At 67.3% G+C, this 18,298-nt stretch carries 19 protein-coding genes; 15 read left to right on the top strand and 4 right to left on the bottom strand.

Going from position 1 to position 18,298, the window contains the following annotated elements:
- Window positions 1-29 precede the first annotated feature (29 nt).
- From ACX5I6_RS05760 to ACX5I6_RS05795, 8 genes are all read left to right on the top strand, one after another.
- Complete coding sequence (locus ACX5I6_RS05760) at window positions 30-806, top strand: TIM barrel protein (RefSeq protein ID WP_109044136.1); 777 nt, start codon at window positions 30-32, stop codon at window positions 804-806.
- Window positions 803-2,362, top strand: coding sequence for a GMC oxidoreductase (locus tag ACX5I6_RS05765; protein ID WP_461839810.1), 1,560 nt, complete (start codon window positions 803-805; stop codon window positions 2,360-2,362). Before ACX5I6_RS05760 ends, ACX5I6_RS05765 begins: the two co-directional genes overlap by 4 nt.
- A 64-nt stretch (window positions 2,363-2,426) precedes the next feature.
- Window positions 2,427-2,822 carry a C-glycoside deglycosidase beta subunit domain-containing protein gene (locus tag ACX5I6_RS05770; RefSeq protein ID WP_285246681.1) on the top strand — a complete coding sequence of 132 codons (396 nt, stop codon included), beginning with the start codon at window positions 2,427-2,429 and terminating at the stop codon, window positions 2,820-2,822.
- Entirely contained in the window at window positions 2,819-3,922 is a 1,104-nt protein-coding gene (locus ACX5I6_RS05775) for a sugar phosphate isomerase/epimerase family protein (RefSeq protein ID WP_461839811.1), read from the top strand. The genes ACX5I6_RS05770 and ACX5I6_RS05775 overlap by 4 nt, the downstream gene beginning before the upstream one ends.
- 20 nt (window positions 3,923-3,942) lie before the next feature.
- Complete coding sequence (locus ACX5I6_RS05780) at window positions 3,943-5,007, top strand: sugar phosphate isomerase/epimerase family protein (protein ID WP_461839812.1); 1,065 nt, start codon at window positions 3,943-3,945, stop codon at window positions 5,005-5,007.
- Between the two features lie 9 nt (window positions 5,008-5,016).
- A complete protein-coding gene (locus tag ACX5I6_RS05785) occupies window positions 5,017-5,415 on the top strand; it encodes a C-glycoside deglycosidase beta subunit domain-containing protein (protein ID WP_285246684.1) in 399 nt (132 codons plus the stop codon).
- Window positions 5,412-6,599, top strand: a complete 1,188-nt coding sequence (locus ACX5I6_RS05790; RefSeq protein WP_461839813.1) for a Gfo/Idh/MocA family protein — start codon at window positions 5,412-5,414, stop codon at window positions 6,597-6,599. Before ACX5I6_RS05785 ends, ACX5I6_RS05790 begins: the two co-directional genes overlap by 4 nt.
- Before the next feature lie 13 nt (window positions 6,600-6,612).
- Window positions 6,613-7,617 carry a sugar phosphate isomerase/epimerase family protein gene (locus ACX5I6_RS05795; RefSeq protein WP_461839814.1) on the top strand — a complete coding sequence of 335 codons (1,005 nt, stop codon included), beginning with the start codon at window positions 6,613-6,615 and terminating at the stop codon, window positions 7,615-7,617.
- 63 nt (window positions 7,618-7,680) lie between these two features.
- On the opposite strand, the gene ACX5I6_RS05800 is transcribed toward ACX5I6_RS05795, so the two are convergent.
- Both ACX5I6_RS05800 and ACX5I6_RS05805 read right to left on the bottom strand, forming a co-directional pair.
- Window positions 7,681-7,959, bottom strand: a complete 279-nt coding sequence (locus ACX5I6_RS05800; RefSeq protein ID WP_461839815.1) for a hypothetical protein — start codon at window positions 7,957-7,959, stop codon at window positions 7,681-7,683.
- A gap of 89 nt (window positions 7,960-8,048) precedes the next feature.
- Window positions 8,049-8,363 carry a hypothetical protein gene (locus ACX5I6_RS05805; protein ID WP_461839816.1) on the bottom strand — a complete coding sequence of 105 codons (315 nt, stop codon included), beginning with the start codon at window positions 8,361-8,363 and terminating at the stop codon, window positions 8,049-8,051.
- Window positions 8,364-8,738: 375 nt separating this feature from the next.
- Here ACX5I6_RS05805 and ACX5I6_RS05810 point away from each other — a divergent pair, with 375 nt between their 5' ends.
- Entirely contained in the window at window positions 8,739-9,152 is a 414-nt protein-coding gene (locus ACX5I6_RS05810; protein WP_461839817.1) for a C-glycoside deglycosidase beta subunit domain-containing protein, read from the top strand.
- Window positions 9,153-9,179: 27 nt separating this feature from the next.
- Here ACX5I6_RS05810 and ACX5I6_RS05815 read toward each other — a convergent pair whose 3' ends face one another.
- Window positions 9,180-10,442: an ROK family protein gene (locus tag ACX5I6_RS05815; RefSeq protein WP_461839818.1), complete on the bottom strand. Its 1,263-nt coding sequence runs from the start codon at window positions 10,440-10,442 to the stop codon at window positions 9,180-9,182.
- Between the two features lie 249 nt (window positions 10,443-10,691).
- On the opposite strand from ACX5I6_RS05815, the gene ACX5I6_RS05820 reads away from it, so the two are divergent.
- From ACX5I6_RS05820 to ACX5I6_RS05845, 6 genes are all read left to right on the top strand, one after another.
- Entirely contained in the window at window positions 10,692-11,588 is an 897-nt protein-coding gene (locus ACX5I6_RS05820; RefSeq protein WP_461839819.1) for a Gfo/Idh/MocA family protein, read from the top strand.
- Window positions 11,585-12,394 (top strand): hypothetical protein, encoded by an 810-nt coding sequence (locus tag ACX5I6_RS05825; RefSeq protein WP_461839820.1) that lies wholly within the window; start codon window positions 11,585-11,587, stop codon window positions 12,392-12,394. Before ACX5I6_RS05820 ends, ACX5I6_RS05825 begins: the two co-directional genes overlap by 4 nt.
- Before the next feature lie 158 nt (window positions 12,395-12,552).
- A complete protein-coding gene (locus ACX5I6_RS05830) occupies window positions 12,553-14,046 on the top strand; it encodes an MFS transporter (protein WP_461839821.1) in 1,494 nt (497 codons plus the stop codon).
- A gap of 16 nt (window positions 14,047-14,062) precedes the next feature.
- Entirely contained in the window at window positions 14,063-15,631 is a 1,569-nt protein-coding gene (locus ACX5I6_RS05835; protein WP_461839822.1) for a GMC oxidoreductase, read from the top strand.
- A 55-nt stretch (window positions 15,632-15,686) separates the two neighbouring features.
- Entirely contained in the window at window positions 15,687-16,649 is a 963-nt protein-coding gene (locus ACX5I6_RS05840) for a LysR family transcriptional regulator (RefSeq protein ID WP_109044121.1), read from the top strand.
- Window positions 16,650-16,720: 71 nt separating this feature from the next.
- Window positions 16,721-17,503 carry an SDR family NAD(P)-dependent oxidoreductase gene (locus tag ACX5I6_RS05845; RefSeq protein WP_461839823.1) on the top strand — a complete coding sequence of 261 codons (783 nt, stop codon included), beginning with the start codon at window positions 16,721-16,723 and terminating at the stop codon, window positions 17,501-17,503.
- A 23-nt stretch (window positions 17,504-17,526) separates the two neighbouring features.
- Here the strand turns inward: ACX5I6_RS05845 and ACX5I6_RS05850 are convergent, their stop codons facing one another.
- Window positions 17,527-18,297, bottom strand: a complete 771-nt coding sequence (locus ACX5I6_RS05850; protein WP_461839824.1) for an SDR family NAD(P)-dependent oxidoreductase — start codon at window positions 18,295-18,297, stop codon at window positions 17,527-17,529.
- Window position 18,298: the final 1 nt, after the last annotated feature.

Below are 18,298 nucleotides of genomic sequence, written 5' to 3' on the forward strand. Positions count from 1 at the left end.
CCCCTTTCCAAGAATTCCAGGAGACTGCCATGTTCCAGCTCGCACCCAATATCGACCTTTTGTTCTCCGAAGCAGGCGACAGCGCCGCAGACCGCGTACGCGCGGCGGCCGCGGCAGGCTTCGATGCCGTGGAAATGTGGGGTCCCACCGGCAAGGACATCCCGGCTCTCAAGGCGGCACTTGAGGAAACCGGTGTCCAGCTCACCGCCCAGCTGGCCGAGCCACGGATGCAGTTCATGATTCCGCCAAAGAACCACGAGCCCTTCTACGAGGGCCTCGATGCCGGCGTAAAGGTCGCACAGGAACTGGGCTGCCCGCGGATCGTCGTAGGCAGCGGCACCGGCTTCGGCGGCCGCAAGCGGCAGGACCAGCTCGATGAACTCATTGAGATCTTCACCAAGGGCGTTGCCCATATCGAAGGCTCCGGGATCACCCTTGTCCTGGAGCCGGTCAACATCCGGGTGGACCACCCCGGGGCGTTGCTGGACCGGACCTCCGAGGCCGTCTACGTCGCCAGGGGAGTGGACTCGCCCAACTTCGGCGTCCTCTACGACCTGTACCACTCAACAGTGGAAGGGGAGGATGTGGCGGCGGAGCTCGCCAATGCGGGCCGGCTGGTCAAGTACGTCCAGATTGCCGACGCACCGGGCCGCGGCGAACCGGGGTCGGGTTCCATCGACTGGGCCGCCAGGCTCACCGACCTGCAGGACAGTGGCTACGCCGGCCCCATCGGGCTTGAGTACTACCCCACGATTGAGTCCGCCAAGTCTGTCCGGCGCATCCAAGAACTGGCGGCAGGACGGTGAGCAGCAGCCGCTACCCCGCCACCGTCGATGTAGCCATCGTGGGCAGCGGGCCCACCGCATCCGCGTACGCCCGCATCCTCAGTGAGCGGGCCCCCGGCGCCAGCATCGCCATGTTCGAGGTGGGACCCACGGTCAGTTCTCCACCGGGCGCCCACGTCAAGAACATCGAGGACGAGGCCCGCCGTGCAGCCGCCCAACGGGCTTCGGAAGGCCCCGGCCCCGGGGCCGAGACGGTCAATTCGCCCGGCGCCGTGAAGAGCGGCGAACGGCGCGCCCGTCCCGGAACGTATCTGCTGCAGGACGGCTACGCCTTCCCGGGCGAGGACGGCATGCCCGTCGCGGCAATGTCCAGCAACGTGGGCGGCATGGCCGCCCACTGGACCGCCGCCTGCCCGCGCCCCGGCGGAAAGGAACGCATCGGGTTCCTGCCGGACTTGGATCAGCTGCTGGACGAAGCCGACCGCCTCCTCGGCGTCACCACTTCTGCCTTTGAGGCGGCACCGTTCTCCGGCCTCGTCCACGATCGGCTCGCGGCCGCCGTCGACGACGGCCGCAGCCCGGCCTTCCGCGTCCAGCCCATGCCCCTCGCCGTGCACCGGCGAGCCGACGGCCGCCTCGTATGGTCCGGATCCGACGTCGTGATGGGTCCTTCCACCCGGGAAAACCAGCGGTTCGACCTGTTCGACGAGTCCCTGGTCCGGCGGGTCCTGGTTGAGGGCGGCCGCGCCGCCGGGGTCGAGGTGGAAGACCGCCGCGATGGCGGCACGCACCGGATTGCCGCCCGCTATGTGGTGGTGGGCGGTGACGCGCTGCGCACCCCCCAACTGTTGTGGGCTTCCGGGATCCGGCCGGAGGCCTTGGGCCGGTACCTCAATGACCAGGCCCAGGTGGTGTTCGCCACCCGGCTGCGCGGCGTCAGTGCCGAGGAGGGGCAGTCCGGCGCGGACGGAGCCCTCAGCGAGCAGAGCGGGGTGACCTGGGTGCCGTACACGGATGAGATGCCGTTCCATGGCCAGATCATGCAGTTGGATGCTTCACCCATTCCCCTTGCCGACGACGACCCGGTCGTTCCCGGATCGATTGTGGGGCTGGGGCTGTTCTGCGCCAAGGACCTCCAGCGGGACGACAGGGTCGCCTTCGACGACGCCGCCGTGGACAGCTATGGGATGCCTGCCCTGCGCATCCACTACAGCCTGACCGACAAGGACCGGGAGGTGCTTGAACGGGCCAAGGAGGAGATTGTGCGGCTCGGCAGGGCCGTGGGAGAGCCGATCGATGAGCGGCCGTTCGTCCTCCCGCCGGGTGCCTCGCTGCACTACCAGGGCACCACGCGGATGGGGCAGTACGACGACGGCGGAAGCGTGTGTTCCCCGGACAGTGAGGTCTGGCAGGTCCCCGGCCTCTTCGTGGCCGGCAACGGCGTGATTCCCACCGCCACGGCGTGCAACCCCACCCTGACATCGGTGGCGCTCGCGGTCCGCGGCGCAGCAAAAATCGCGGCGGAACTCGCCGACGCTTTACTTATGTCTGATTCAGACAATAGAATGACTAAATAATGAATAAGCGCACGTTGCCGCTATTCCGATGCCGGCAAGGCATGCCGCAGACAAGGAGGTCTCGATGATCGCCGACCGCATAATCGAGCAAGGAACACTTACCAGCCAGGACGGCCGCGCCGCCGTCGAGGTCCGCATTCCCTGGTACCGGGCCCTCCCGGGATCATGCATCGCCGGGGCCGCCCTCACCATTGACGGTGTTGCCGCACCGGAGGAATCGCTGCGCTGGACCATGAACAACCGCACATTCAGCTTCGGGGAGCTCGTGGAACAGACCGGCGAATGGTGGTTCCCGCTGGACTCCGCCGTGCTTTCCGGGGACCTTCCCGTCGATCCTTCCAAGGCTGGGCACGAGGTGCGGGTGGACCTGAAGCTCTACATTCCGTACATCATCACCGACCACGGCGTGCTGCACATCGAAGAGCACGACACCAAGACCATGAAGGTGGCACAACGATGACCAGCCTTGGCACGCCCATCCAGGGCGTCACCCTCTACAGCTTCACCCGCGCCTTCCACGGCCGGCAGTACGATCTCGACGGCCTGATCCGCAAAGTGGCGGCGGAGGGCTTTGGACCCGGGCTCGAAGTCATTGGCTTCTCCAGCCTGCGCGGCTTCCCCGACCACGTCGATGACAATTTCGTGGGGCAGTTCCGGGACCTTGTGGCGGAGGTGGACCTGGTGCCCACCTCGCTCGCCGTCAACGTTGACACCGGAATCCGCCGCGACCGGCTCATGAACCACGATGAACTGGTCGAATACATGCGCAAGCAGATCGAAGTGGCAGCAAGGCTCGGCTTCCCGATCGCCCGGGTTCAAATCTCGCTGACACCCGATGCCATGGAGAGCCTCCTTCCCGTCGCAGAAAAGTACAACGTCACACTGGCGCTGGAAGTCCACGCCGACCAGCACGGGGCACACGAACGCGTCCTTGCGCTGCGCGACCGCTACGAGAAGCTCGACTCCCCACTGCTGGGCTTCACCGCAGACTGGGGCGCCACCGTCACCGGCTTCGCCCCTTCGCTGTTGGAGGCATACCGCCGCCGCGGAGCATCCGAGGACCTGCTCCAGCAGGTGGTGGACCTGTGGAACGGTTTCTACGCGGAAGGACCGCCCAACACCCAGAAAGTCCACGGCGAGCGGTTCGGCGCCTTTATCGGCCTGGCCGCACGCAACGGCCGCCCGGACCTGGGCATCGACTTCGCCATCAATGGAACCGGCCTCTTCGGCCCCGCACCGCTGGACACCTGGTTGGAAATCATGCCGTGGGTCCGGCACGTCCACGGAAAGTTCTTCGGCATCGACGAGAACGGCGAAGAGCCGTCCGTGCCGGTGCGCGGCCTGGTCCGCCAGCTGGTGGAGAACGGCTATTCCGGTGCGATTTCCAGCGAATACGAAGGCTGGCACTGGAACAACTGGCAGGACCCGTTCGACATCATCCGCGGCGAGCAGGCCGTCCAGCGCTCCGCCGCTGCCGACGCCGGCTCAGCCATGGTCACCGACGCCGCCGAAGCGCGACGCATCCTCAACAGCCACCTCGCTCAGCCCGTCCGCGGCTGACACCGAAGGGATCACAGAACATGTCAGAAGGAATCGCAGGCTCCGGCATCGAGCTTGGCATCACCCTTTACTCACTCACCTCCGAATTCGCTGCCGGGCTGTACACCCCCGAGACCCTGATCAAGGCCGTCGCCGACGAAGGCCTGGGTCCCGGCGTCGAATTCAACATCGCGCAAATGCTGCGCACCTATCCCGACGTGGATGACGACTTCGTGAAACTGTGGCGCGACAGCATGGACCGCTACGGCCTCACCCCGAGCGCCGTCGGCACGAACCTGGACATGGGCCGGCGCAAGGACCGGGACATGACGCCGGACGAGGAATTCGACTTCTTCGCCAGGCAACTCAAGACCGCCAACACGCTCGGCTTCAACAAGATCGTGATCCGGTCCGCCGGCAAGGAACTGCTGCGGCGGCTTCTTCCCCTGGCCGAAAAGTACGACCAGAAGCTGGGCTACGAGATCCACGCCCCCCAGGGCCCCAACGATCCGAAGATCCTGCAGATCCGGGAGATGTACGCCGAGCTGGACAGCGATCGCCTGGGTTTCACCGCTGACTTCAGCTCCACCATGCACAGCCTCTCTCCCACCCTGTTCCGCACGCTGACCCAGATGGGCCTGCCGCAGGAACACTTCGCCGTCATGCAGGACATCTGGCGCAAGCCCCTGCCCATGCAGGAACGCAACCAGGAATTTGAGGACTACCTGCGGGAGAACAACTTCGATCCGGCGCAGCTTGGTCCCTTCACCCGGCTGGCCTTCAACATGCACGGCCTGGTTCCACCGGAGGAATGGCTGGACATCATGCCGCAGATGTTCCACGTCCACGCCAAGTTCTATGACATCGACGAGAACGGCAACGAACCCGCCATGGACATTCCGAGGATTGTGCGCCAGTTCGTCAAGGGCGGCTACCAGGGCTTCCTGTCCAGCGAGTGGGAGGGCCACGCGTTTGCCGACCTCGGCGAATCCGACCCCATCGAGCTCGTCAAGAAGCAGCACGCCCTCATGCGCAAGGCCATCGAAGAATCAGTGGTACCGAACGCATCCGACTCCCACCCGACCTTGGTCGAGACTGCTAAGTAAGGAAAGCCCATGGCAACTCACAATTCGCTGTTCCAGGACGCCGACGTCCGCCGGCACCCGGAAGGCATCTCCGTAGCCGTCCAGCTCCCGTGGTACCGGAGTCTCTGGCTGTCCGCCGTGGACGACGTCGCGGCAACCGTCAACGGCGTGGAGATCTCCAAGGAATCCCTCCGCTTCGAACTGCAGGGCCGTTCCTACTCCATCGCGGAGCTTCCGGAGCAGTGGGACACCCTGTGGTTCGTGGCTGACAAGCCGGACATCATCATCCCGTTGGACCGTGTTCCCGACGCCGGCGAGGAAATCGACGTCGAGGTCATCCTGACCCTCCGCCTCCTCTACATGCAGATCGCTCCAATGCGGTACGTCGGGAACCGGGTGGCCGTGGACCGAAGGGTTGTGCTGGCATGACCACCCTGCGCGTGGCCATGATCGGGTACGGGTTCATGGGCGCCGCGCATTCCCAGGGCTGGCGCACGGCTCCGCGGGTGTTCGACCTTCCCGCCGAGCCGGACATGGCGGTCATTGTCGGCCGGAACGCCCAAGCGGTGAATGAGGCGGCGCGGAAGTGGGGGTGGGCTGAGGCGACCACCGACTGGCGCGACGTGATCGCGCGGGAAGACATCGACGTCGTCGACATTGTCACCCCAGGCGACTCCCACGCCGAGATCGCCATTGCTGCCCTGGAGGCGGGAAAGCACGTCCTGTGCGAGAAGCCGCTGGCTAACACCGTGGCCGAAGCCGAAGCAATGGCCGAAGCTGCGGAAAGGGCCGCCGCCCGCGGCCTTCGTGCGATGGTGGGGTTCACCTACCGCCGCGTCCCCGGGGCAACCCTCATGCGCAATCTCATTGCCGAAGGTGCGGTGGGAACAGTCCGCCAGGTCCGGGCCTCCTACCGGCAGGACTGGCTGGTTGACCCGGACATGCCGCTCGCGTGGCGCCTGCAGAAGGAACACGCCGGATCCGGTGCGCTGGGCGACATCGGAGCCCACGCCATCGACCTCGCCCAGTTCGTCACCGGCCTCACCCTCCGCACGGTCTCCGGTGTAATCGAGACCATCGTGAAGGAACGGCCCCTGCTCGAATCGGGCGCGGGGCTGTCCGGAACCGCGGGTGCGGGATTCGGCAAGGTAACGGTGGATGACATCGCCATTTTCACCGGCCGCTTCGAATCCGGCGCCCTGGCCTCCTTCGAGGCTTCCAGGTTCGCGACCGGCAGGAAGAACGCGCTGCAAATTGAGGTTTCCGGGGACAAGGGGGCCCTTGCCTTCGACCTCGAAGACCTCAACAGCGTCCAGTTCTACGACCGGACCGCTTCCCCGGACCGCCAAGGGTTCCGGAAGATCCTGGTCACCGAGCCGGAGCACCCGTACCTGTCCGGGTGGTGGCCCGCCGGCCACATGCTCGGCTACGAGCACGGGTTCTCGCACCAGGTGAAGGACCTGGTGGAGGGCATCGCCAACGGCGCCCACCCGCAACCGACCTTCGCCGACGGGCTGCAGGTGCAACAGGTACTGGAGGCAGTTGAACGCAGTTCCGACAATGATTCCGCCTGGACACGGGTCGCCGCCGGCGTACCCGCCCCGGCAGTGTAGGGAGGAGACAACCGTGGCACGACCGATCACTTTGTTCACCGGCCAGTGGGCCGACCTGCCCTTCGAAGAAGTGGCCCGCCTCGCCGGCGAATGGGGCTATGACGGCCTGGAGATCGCCTGCTGGGGCGACCACCTGGATCCGTGGCGCTGGGACGACGACGCCTACGTGCAGGGCAAGCTGGACATCCTGGAACGCAACGGCCTGAAGGTGTGGACCATTTCCAACCATCTCAAGGGCCAGGCAGTGTGCGACGACCCGATCGACGAACGGCACCGGGGCATCCTGCCCGACGTGGTGTGGGGCGACGGCGATCCGGAGGGCGTCCGCCGGCGCGCCGCCGAGGAGTTGAAGAACACCGCACGGCTGGCTGCGAAGCTTGGCGTGAAGACGGTGACGGGCTTTACGGGATCGTCCATCTGGAAGTACGTTGCCATGTTCCCGCCGGCCACGGAGAAGATGGTCGACGCCGGCTACCAGGACTTTGCCGACCGGTGGAACCCGATCCTCGACGTTTTTGACGAGGTGGGCGTCCGGTTTGCCCATGAGGTGCACCCGTCCGAGATTGCCTACGACTACTGGACCACCCGGCGCACCCTGGAGGCGATCGGGCACCGGGAAGCCTTCGGGTTGAACTGGGACCCGAGCCACATGGTCTGGCAGGACATTGATCCCGTGGGATTCCTGTGGGACTTCCAGGACCGCATTTACCATGTGCACTGCAAGGACACGAAGAAGCGGCTGGTCAACGGGCGCAACGGCAGGCTGTCGTCCCACCTGCCGTGGGCCGACCCGCGCCGGGGCTGGGATTTCATCTCCACCGGCCACGGCGATGTGCCCTGGGAGGACGCGTTCCGGATGCTCAATTCGATCGGCTACCGCGGACCGCTCTCAGTGGAATGGGAGGACGCAGGCATGGACCGGTTGGACGGCGCTCCTGAAGCGCTTGAGTTTGTCCGCAGGCTTTCCGGCTACGAGCCATCTGCGGTCGCCTTCGACGCCGCCTTCAGCACCAAATAGCACCGCCAACACAACGGCCGGCCCGGAATCTTCCGGGCCGGCCGTTGTGTTTTGTTCCCAGGCTCAACCACCCGTGGAAAGGGCTGCCTCCGCCAGGGCCAGATGACGCTGCGTCATCTCGGTGGGGTCCTCCTGCAGCCACTCGTGGCCGCCCCACTCGCTGGTCAGCGTGCCGGTGAAGCTGGTCCGGCTGAGCAGGCCGGCAAGGTCCCGCAGCGGCTGCGATACCCGCCCGCCGTCGTCGTTCAGGTCCCAGAACTTCAGGTGGAAGGCCCCCACCAGGGGCATGATGGCCTGCAGGTCTCCTGCTTGGCTGCGGCCGAAACGGATCAACAGGTTCATGTAGAGGGTGTGGATCCGCGGCGGCACCTCCCCCGACCGGAGCAGGGCCGTGACGGCGTCGAGGGTGGCGGGATCCTGCCAGTCGTGTTCTAGGCGTGCCAGGAGGTCCGCGGGAATGCCGCCTTGGCGAAGTTCCTCGAGGTAGGTGGGGGAAGGGCGGGCATGAGCATGCTGATGTCCACGAGCACCCGCACGTGGTCATCCGCCAGCGTGGCGATCGCCTCCAGTGCAGGGTCGACGCCGGGGCTCCCCGGGGCCTGCTGCCCTTGGATTTCCTCGTACAACACCAGGTCCAGCCGGTGCAGCAGTGGTTGCAGCAGGGTGAGCAGTTCCGGCCCTGACTGGCCGATCGGCAGGCGCACGCCGTGGGCTCCCACCCGGTGCGCAGCGTGCAGTTGGGGCACCAGGAAGTCCAGCCGCTCCTTCTGGGAACGTCTGGTGCCGGGGGAGGTGAAGTCGTCCAGGCTCGCCCCGACAATGCTGATGCGGGCCCCTTTCGCCGCCAGGGATTCCCGCAGGGCGTCCGCCTCATCGTCCTGGGGAGCGGGAAAGGACCGCCATACGAGCCCCGGTTCGACTCCACCGTCCGCACCGAGTCCGCGATGCCGGAAACGATGTCCCTGGCCGGGCGCCGGGCGGCCACGATGTCGGGCGCCCAGTTGAATGAGCTGGCGCAGAGGGTCCAGCCGCCGGGAATTTCGTTAGCCATGGCTCCCTTTCCTTTTATGCACTTAACTGACAAACTTATGTCAGTTTTAGGATAAAGGAAGGGTGTTGGATTGGAAACCGCTTTGCGTGACGATGCGCTGACCGCCGTTCCCGCTGGTTTCGAGCTCCGGCTCGGTTTGCCGTGGATCCGTTCGATGCCGCTCTCCAGTGTGGCCGGCCTGGCTGTGGAAGTGGATTCAGTGCCGGTGGCGGCGGACCGGGTGTCGGTGGGGCTCGGTGCCAGGCGCGTGCCTGCCGAGGCCTTGCGGGCCGAGCCCGGCTGGTGGTTCATTCAGGACAGGCTTGTCCTGGCGGTCCCGCAGGAAATCTCCGCCGGTACGCATGCCGTCGCCGTCGATTTCACCCTGATGGTGCCTTACCTCCAGGCCCCATCAGGGTCGGCGCTGGTACTCCCGTTTCACGTTGAGGCCCGGCTGGCTGTACGTCCTGCCGTGGTGCCGGGCATCTCCCGGGACGTCGCGTGAGTGGCGCCGCCAGGCCGGAATGCCAAGTCAGGCCGGCACTGCCGTGCGTTCGGGGGATGGCCGGCCGTCGGCAAACCACCGCGGGAAGGTGACGTCGAACAGCTGCTCGCGCGCAAGTTCGGCTCCGCCGCGCAGAGGTTCGCGCTCGTCGTTCACGGACAACGTGATGGTGAGGTCGCGGGTGGCCAGGGGCAGTGACAGCTCATACACGCGTTGCCGAACCTCGGCCAGGAATACCTCGCCGGCAGAAGCAATGGCGCCGCCGATGACAATGACTCCCGGGTTGAACATATTGACCAGGGCTGAAATGGTCTCGCCGGCTACATGGGCGGACTTCTGGACGAGCGAGATGGCGAGCGAATCACCGGCCTGTGCCGCGAGCGTGATGTCCTCCAGCGTCAGTGCCCGCTCCTTTGCCCGGCCGGCAAGGGAAGTGGTGGCGCCTTCCTTGATGGCCTGCTCCGCGTCCCGTACCAGGGCCCATCCGCCGGCCACGGCTTCGAGGCATCCGACCTTGCCGCAGCGGCACTGCTCGTTGGAATCAGAGACCCGGACGTGGCCAATGTCCCCGGCAGCGCCGTTGGCACCACGGTGGATCCGGCCCTTGGACAGCAGGCCGGAGCCGACGCCTGAGCCGATCTTGCAGTAGATCAGGTCCGTGAGCATGTCGCGACGGCGGGCCCGCTCACCAAGCGCCAGAAGGTTGGAGTCGTTATCCACCCATACCGGCGCGTTGAAGCGTTCCTCGAAGGGCGTCCGGACGTCGTAGCCGTTCCACCCGGGCATGATCGGCGGAGCCACGGGCTGTCCCGTAGCGAAGTCCACCGGTCCCGGCAGGCCAACCACGACGCCCCATACCGGCACGGGAGGATGATTCTTGAGCACATCCTCAACAAGGGACATGACAGCATCGATCGTCTTCTCCGGTCCCTGGGCGATGTCCCAGCTGCGGTGTGCGTGGTCAATGATGTCGCCGTCGAGCGCCGCGAAGCCCACCCTGATGTGTGCCGCGCCGAGGGCGCATATGACAATCCGCCCCTGTTCTGAGCGAAAACGGAGGGTCCGCGGCGCGCGGCCTCCGGACGAGGCTCCGAAGTCGCCGTCACCCAGGAATCCAATCGCGATGGCCTGGTCAACCCGCTGGCTCACGACGCCCCGGCCCAGCCCGGTAACCTTGCCGATTTCCGGCCGGGTGGTCGCCTCGCCTGTCCGCACCAGGTTGACGATCCGCAGCAGGCTGGTCACTTCGTCCGTTTGTGCTCCGAAACGGAGGGTGGAGTCTGTCGTCATGGCACCAATTCTCACACATTGCACGCGACTAAGGCGCGAAATCAGATCCACTATGGCTAAAAATTCGCCGACTTATGAATAATAGAGACATAAGAAGGAGGTGGCGATGCCTTGGAGGATAGGGATACTCGGAGCCGGACCCGGCGTTGCGGCCCTTCATTTGCCGGTGTTGCGCGGACTCCCGGACCTGTTCGATGTGGTGCATATCGCCGAAGCCGGAAGTGGCCGTTCCCGGGATCTTGCTGAACCGTGTGGTGCGCACTGGTCCAGCGGGGAGCGGAGCTGCTGGCTGACCCGGAGGTGCAGGTGGTGGCTGTCTGCAGCCCGCCGTCAGAACACGCCCGCCATATCCTGGCGGCAGTGGCGGCCGGCAAGCGGGCCATCTTCTGCGAAAAGCCCCTGGCCACCACCAAGCAAGATGCCGGCCGCGCCATCGATGCCTGCCGGGCGGCCGGCGCCATCCTCCTGGTCGGCACAAACCACGTGTTTGATGCCGCTTGGGACCGCGCCAGGCGCCACCTTGCTTCGCTCGGCGGCGGGGTGCGGGCCGTATTGGTCACTTTGGCGCTTCCGCCCAACGAAAGGTACCACCGGCTCGTGGCGGAAGGCGGCCCGTTCCAGGCCGCAGCCCACGCCCGCCCGGACCTGGGCGATCCGGCGGTGGCTGCAGGAGTCCTGCGGCAGCTGCTGACCGGGCTGGCCATCCATGACCTGCCTGCGGTCAGGGACGTCGCACCGTGCATTGACGAGGTCGTCTATGCACGGCTCGCCCCGCCCATCGGCTACCTGGTGGGGTACCGGGCAGGCAGTGTCCTGGTCCAACTCGCCCTCACCATGCTTCCGGAAGGCCCCGACGCCTATTGGCGCATGGCCATCGCCACCTCCCGTGACCGGATCGAGGTCACCTTCCCGTCGGCCTTCGTCCATGCGGGAAGCGCCGTCATCAATGTACGCGCGGACGATGGACAGTGGACCGGATACGGGAGGGATCCCGTGGACGGCTATGTGGCTGAGTGGCGCGCCCTGGCCTCGCGCCTTGAGGAGGGGGTCCCGGTGGAGTACGACGAACTGCTGGCTGACGCGCACTACGCAATCGACCTGGCTGATGCTGCCGCCGCAAAGATCCTCGAAGCGGGCCGGCAGTGACGCTGCAAGGGCGCCGTGCCGGCGTCTTTACCCGGTTGCCCGCCTACGTGGCGGCCGCGGCCGGGCTTCCCGCCAGTGCCAGGCTGGCGGAGGACGTGCGCGGTGCTGTTGCCGTCATACCCGGCTCCGGCAACTGGTGGGCCGGGCTGCTGGATGCCCGGGACCGGGGAGCGGCGGCGGTGGTGATCGCGGATCCCGCGGCCCTGCCCCGGGAGGTCTTCGCCGCGGGCGCCTGGTCCGGAGGTATTCCGGTGGTCGTCGACCGCCCCGGCCTCCGCACCGACATGGTGGCGGACGCGGTCCGGGCGCGGCGCGGGACCCTGCCGAGGGTGGTCACCGTGGAGTGCGCCGCCCCCGCCGCCCTCCTGGATGCCGTGATCCGTGACGGCCTCGGCTGGGCCCGGTTCCTGGCAGGTTCCCGGCTGACCTTCCGGGCGGGTATGGCGGCCGCGCAGGGCACCATGGCACTGCTGGACTCGCCGGTGGCCGGCGGAAGCCGCCTTTCGTCCACCCTGGTGGGCACCGTCCTCGAAGGGCCCGCCGCGGGCGGCTTGCTCCAGGTCCTGGGCTTGGGCGAGGTCAGGACGGAGGTTGCCATTGACCACGCTGCCGGTCGGGTCAAGCTGGAGGCCTCGACGGTGGAGGGTGCGCTGACGGCGCCGGAGCGCTACGAGGCTCCGGCCCGGCTGGCCTTGCGCCGCGCCATCGAAGCCGCCTCGAGCGGCAGGGAGGTGGCTGACCTGGAAGAACTGGTGGAAGACCAACGGCTGGCGCACGACGTGGCGAGCGCGCGGGCCGCCCAGTGACTCCGTCGATTACGTGCAATCTTTTGTTGTTTTTAGACGTAAGTGGTTGTAGGGTGGGGAGTGGCGCCGGGGTCCCATCCGGACCCGTTCCCCGTCGTGTTGGTGCGCCGGGGGCACACCACGTCGCGTCGACGGTCCGATCGTTCGGACAGACCACTATGCAACTATCACCTGTAAAACTTCGCCTCCTCACCACCTCCCTGCTCACTGTCTCGTTCCTCGGGGCACTGGACCACACGGTGGTCTCCACATCCCTTGCCACCATTTCCGGAGAGCTGGGTGCCCTGCAGCTGATGAGCTGGGTGGTGGTGGGCTACACCCTGGCCAGCACGGTGCTGCTGCCCGTGCTCGGCAGGCTCGGCGATGTCCTCGGCGCCCGGCGGATCTTCCTTGTTTCCCTGGTGATGTTCCTGGCCGCATCCCTGGCCTGCGGTTTTGCCACGGACATCGCGTGGCTCATTGCCGCCCGTGTCCTCCAGGGCATGAGCTCGGCGGGCCTGCAGCTCATGTCGCAGACCATCATCGCCCGCGTGACCACGCAGCGGGAACGGCCCCGCTACATGGCCATCATCGGGGCGGCTTTTCCCATCGCCATCCTGGTGGGCCCGGTGGTGGGCGGTGCCATCACCGATTACTGGGGCTGGCAGTGGGTCTTCTGGATCAACATCCCGGTGGGCGCCGCTGCGTTCGCCCTGGCACTGGTGGCCGTTCCCCACCTGGAACCGGGCCCGGCGCCCCGGCACTTCGACATCGCCGGCTCCGCCGTCTTTACCTCCGCGCTGGTGGCGCTCGTCCTTGCCGCCTCCTGGGCCGCGGAAAGGGACGGCGGTCCTGCGGCCGGAAGCGCGCTCGCGGCCAGCATCGCGGGCTTTATCGCCTTTTTCCTGATCGAGCGGCGGGCACCTGAGCCCATCATTCCGCTGCACTTCTTCGCCAACCGCACCATTGCTGCCGGTACGGCACTCTCGGCGATCATCGGCGTCGGCTTCTTCTCCATCACCGCCTACCTGCCCACCTACTTCCAGATGGCCTACCGGACCTCGGCTACGGTGTCCGGGCTGGTTCCCATCGCCACCGTCTTCGGCATGCTGATCAGCAACCTCCTCACGGGCTGGCTGGCCAGCCGCACCGGGCGTTACCGGATCTTCCCGGTCGGCGGAACGGTGCTGGGAGCCGTGGCCCTGCTGGTGATGGCGCTGCTCCCGGCCGGCCTCCCGCTGTGGGCGCCCATGATCGTGATGGGTGCCGTGGGCCTGGGCACCGGGGCGTTCATGAGCCTCATCGTGGCCGTGGTCCAGGGCGCCGTCCCCGCAGGCCAGACCGGCACCATCACCGCAACCATCAACCTGGTCCGGCAGGTGGGATCAACCGTGGCGACGGCGGTCATCGGCGGCGTCATCGGCTCCGGGGTCGCGGCCCTCCTGCCGGCGGGGCTGGACGCCTCCACCCTCACCCCGCAGCAGGTACACCAAGCGGCACCGGCGGTCCAAGCCGACGTCGCCCAGATCTACTCATCCGTCTTCACACCCATCTTCATCGCCCTTGCCTGCGCCTACGCCCTGGGCATCCTGGCGGCAGTCCTGCTCCCGCACGGCCGCCTGTCCGACGAACCCGTCCCTGCCCACGCACCTTCCGAAACCCTCCCGGCCTGATCTCAAAGGAGACATCATGTCCAACCCCACCATTGCCGTCGTCGGCAGCGGACCCATCGGTTCCACTTACGCCCGCCTGCTGCTGGAGCAAGTCCCCACCGCCCGGGTGGTGATGTTCGAAGCCGGGCCGCAACTGACAGCCGTTCCCGGCGAGAGCGTCCGGAACATCCCGGACCCAGCCGAGAAAGCACGCGCCCGGGAAATGTCGCAGGGACCGCAGGCCGGGGCGTTCCGGGAGTCCCTCGGCATCCCGGCAGCAACAGTCACCGAGGGCATGTTCACCGCGCGCCAGGGCACGCACCTCCTGGACTTCGGCGGAGAAGGGTCAGCGCACGCCCCCTCGTTCCCGGCGGCGGCTGCCGCCACCAACGTTGGCGGCCAGGGCGCGCACTGGACCTGCGCGACGCCGTCGCCCGCGTTCAGCGAAAAGATCCCCTTCATCGCCGACGACGAGTGGGACGGCCTGATTGAAGCGGCCAAGGGCCTCCTGCACGTCCACAGTGCAGCCTTCGCGGACTCCAAAGTCGGCGAAGCCATCCGCTCCCTCCTGGACGAAGAGTTCGGCGCGGAGCTGCCCGACGGCTACGGGGTGGGAACCCTTCCGGTGGCCGGTGACCCGCAACCCGACGGGTCCGTCCGCTGGGCGGGGGCCGACGTCGTCCTCGGGCCGTTGATCGACCCCGGCAACGCGCTCTCACAGCGGTTCGAACTCCGCGACCTCACCCTGGTCCGCCGGGTTGACCTCGATGGAAACCGGGCCGCCGGGGTCACCGTGCAGGATCTCCGCACGGGTACGGAGTCCTTTGTTCCGGCGGACGTGGTGGTGGTAGCGGCAGATGCCTTCCGCTCGCCGCAGCTCCTGTGGGCCTCGGGCATCCGCCCCCAAGCGCTGGGCCACTACCTGACCGAACACCCGGTGGTGATCTCCACCGTGGCTCTTGACGCCGACAAGATGCTCCGTTTTGCCGCCGAGGGTGACCTTGACGCGGAACTGGCCCGGCGCGCCCAAAATCCCGCCGACCCCGTGGCCGCAGTCAACCGCATCCCCTTCTCCGAACCCGAACACCCCTTCTCCGTGCAGGTCATGTACTCGGAGTCCACCCCGTTCCCAATGGAACCGGGCACCCCGTACTCGGACAACCGGTGGGGCTACGTGAACATGGGCTACGGCATGCGCAAGCATCCCCGCTACGAGGACGCCGTCAGCTTCGACGACCATGAGCCCGACTACCGCGGTTTCCCCAACATGACCATCGAGTACGCACTCACCGAACGCGAGGAGGCGGAAATTGCCCAGGCCACCGACCGGCTGCGGCGTGCTGGCAAGGCCTTGGGCGTCTTTGTGGCCGAACCCCGGCTGATGCCCAACGGCTCCAGCCTGCACTACCAGGGCACCATGCGCATGGGAGCGGCCGACGACGGCAGCTCCGTTGCCGATCCATGGTCCCGGGTGTGGGGCTACGAGAACCTGGTGGTGGGCGGGAACGCGCTCATACCGACGGCCACGGCCATGAACCCCACGCTGATGAGCGTGGCCATCGCCGTCCGCGGTGCCCGGCGGGTCGCCCAAGAACTGGGATCCTGAAGCGCCGGCGGTCCGGCGGCGGTTCCGGGCGTCCGGGCGCGGCTAACCTGTGGGTATGAAGAACCTGGACCTGAACCTGCTGCCCCACCTGCAGGTCCTGCTGGAGCTGAGGAACATCACCCGGGCTGCTGAGCGCCTCCAGCTCAGCCAACCTGCCACCAGCGCGGCAATGGCAAGGCTTCGGCGCCATTTCGACGACGAGCTCCTGGTCCGCAATGGCCGCACCTACGACCTGACGCCCTTCGCCCAGTCCCTGGTCCCGCTGGTTGATGAAGCCATGCTCCACATCCAGCGGGCCACGCGCGTTCGCTCCGGGTTCGATCCTGCGTCCAGCGAGCGGGAGTTCGTGATTGCCGCCTCCGACTATGCGGCGGCGCTGATCGTGGGCCCGCTCCGGGGCATCCTGCGGGAGGAGGCGCCCGGGGTCTCCGTGGATTTCGTTCCCACGTCAAAGTCCGGGATCCAGGGCCAGATGGCTGACTACTCCAAGATCGACCTGCTCGTCGGGCCCACCGGGTACCAGATGCAGGGGGCCAGCCGGCAACTCTTCAGGGACAGCTTCATGGCCGTTGCGGATGCCGGCAACCCTTTGCTCCAGCAGCCCCGCCTTACCCTTGCCGACCTGGCCAAGGTGCCCCACGCCGTCGGCTACTTCGGGGAAGGCATCAGCACTCCCGCGGACAAGCTGTTCGAATCGCGCGGCATCCAGCGCCGGGTGGCTGCCGTGGTGGGCGGGTTCCTGTCGCTGCCCCTGCTGGTGGAAGGCACGGACCTGGTGGCGCTGGTGCCCGGGATGCTGGCGGCCCGGGCCCAGCGGGGCGCCAACATTGCGGTGCTGCAGTTCGACGACGACGCAGAAGCGTCCCTGGTAGAGGCCATGTACTGGCACCCCTCGCAGGCGGAGGACCCTGCCGGTGTCTGGCTGCGTTCGGTGGTGCAGCGCTCCTGCGCCCGGCTGCACGAACTCTTTCCCGCCGCAGCCCACCCCCTGACCATCCACGAGGCGGATACCATCTAGACCCAAGACGGCGTTCTGCGCCGGGCCGGTTCCTGCGAAAGTCGAAGAAACATGCTTTCGGAAGGAACCCCATGCCCGTTTCCAGCCAGCGCCTGGCCGGCAAGACCGCCGTCATCACCGGAACGGCCAGCGGCCAGGGCAGGGCCGCGGCGCTCGCGTTCGCTGCGGCGGGTGCCGTGGTGGTGGGCTGCGACATGGACGACGACGGCGCGGCAGCCACGGTCGCGGCGGTCACCGCTGCCGGGGGTCGGATGGGCAGCAGCCGGGTGGACCTGACGGACGAGGCCGCCGTGGCCGCCTGGGCCCGGGAGGTCGCGGAAGCCCACGGGCAGGTCCATATCCTCTATGCCAATGCGGCCATCACGCGGTTCGCGCCGGTGGAGCGGCTGACGTTCGCGGACTGGAAGTGGAACGTGGAGCACGAGATGGACGTGGTGTTCCTGCCCGTGAAGTACTTCTGGCCGCAGCTGATCGCAGCGCGGAACGCCGCCATCGTTTTGGCGGGTTCCACCGCCGGTGTGACGGGCTCCATGACCAATGGCCGGTTGGCGCACACCGCCACCAAGGGAGCCGTGGTGGCCATGACCAAACAGCTGGCGGCCGAAGGAGCGCCGCACGGGCTGCGTGTTAATGCCGTCAGCCCAGGCATGATCCGCACGGCCGCCACCGAGGGCAACCTCCTCGCTCCCGACCACCCCATGCGGACCATCGCCGGCAGCATTCCCTTGGGCAGGATTGGCGCGCCGGAGGAAGTGGCCGCCTGCGCGCTGTTCCTGGCGTCCGACGAAGCGTCCTATGTGACGGGAGCGAACCTGATGGTGGACGGCGGCTGGTCGGCTGTGCTGCCGGGCTGACCAGTCCGTTCGGGCGGGGACGGTCAGCGCAGGGCGTCGGAGACCGACTTGGCCCCGCCGTGGCCTGCCTGCCCGCAGTCGACGGGGATTTCCGCGCCGGTCACGAACGAGGACAGCGGACTCAGGAGAAAGAGCACGACTCCGGCCACCTCCTGCACGCTGCCCGTCCGCCCCAGCGGAGTCTCGGCCAGGGTGGCTTTCCGGAATTCCGGCTTGGCGCCCGCGGTCATGGGCGTTTCGATGAAGCCGGGGTGGACCGTGTTGACCCTGATCCCGCTCGGGCCCAGCTCCATGGCGGCAACCTGGGAGAGCCCACGCAGCGCCCACTTGCTCGCTGTGTAGGCCACCGGATAGTGCGCCGTCAGTCCTGCAACGGACCCGACATTCACGATCGAGGCCCCGCTGCCCATCAGGGGAGCGAGGGCCTGGATGCCCAGGAGGCTGCCGGCGACATTCACCTCATAGACCTCCTGCAGGTCGGCCACCGGCGCGTCCAGCAAACGGCTGCGCCGGGTGATGCCGGCATTGTTGACCAGCCCGTCCACCCGCCAGTCCCGGGACCGGATCCACTCTGCGAGTTTCGCCCAGCCCGGGCCGTCGGTGACGTCCAGCTGCCGGTAGGTCAGTTGCCCGCCTGAGGACACCGCGCCGAGCCCAGGCGGCGGCTCCGGCGCAAGGTCGGTGGCGATGACGCGGGCCCCGGCTTCCACCAGGAGCCACGCCTCGGCGGCACCCTGGCCCTGGCCGGCGCCGGTGACCGCCACCGTCCGGCCCTCCAGGTCGAGGCCAACCACC

The sequence above is a fragment of the Arthrobacter sp. MMS24-T111 genome (genome assembly GCF_054888995.1).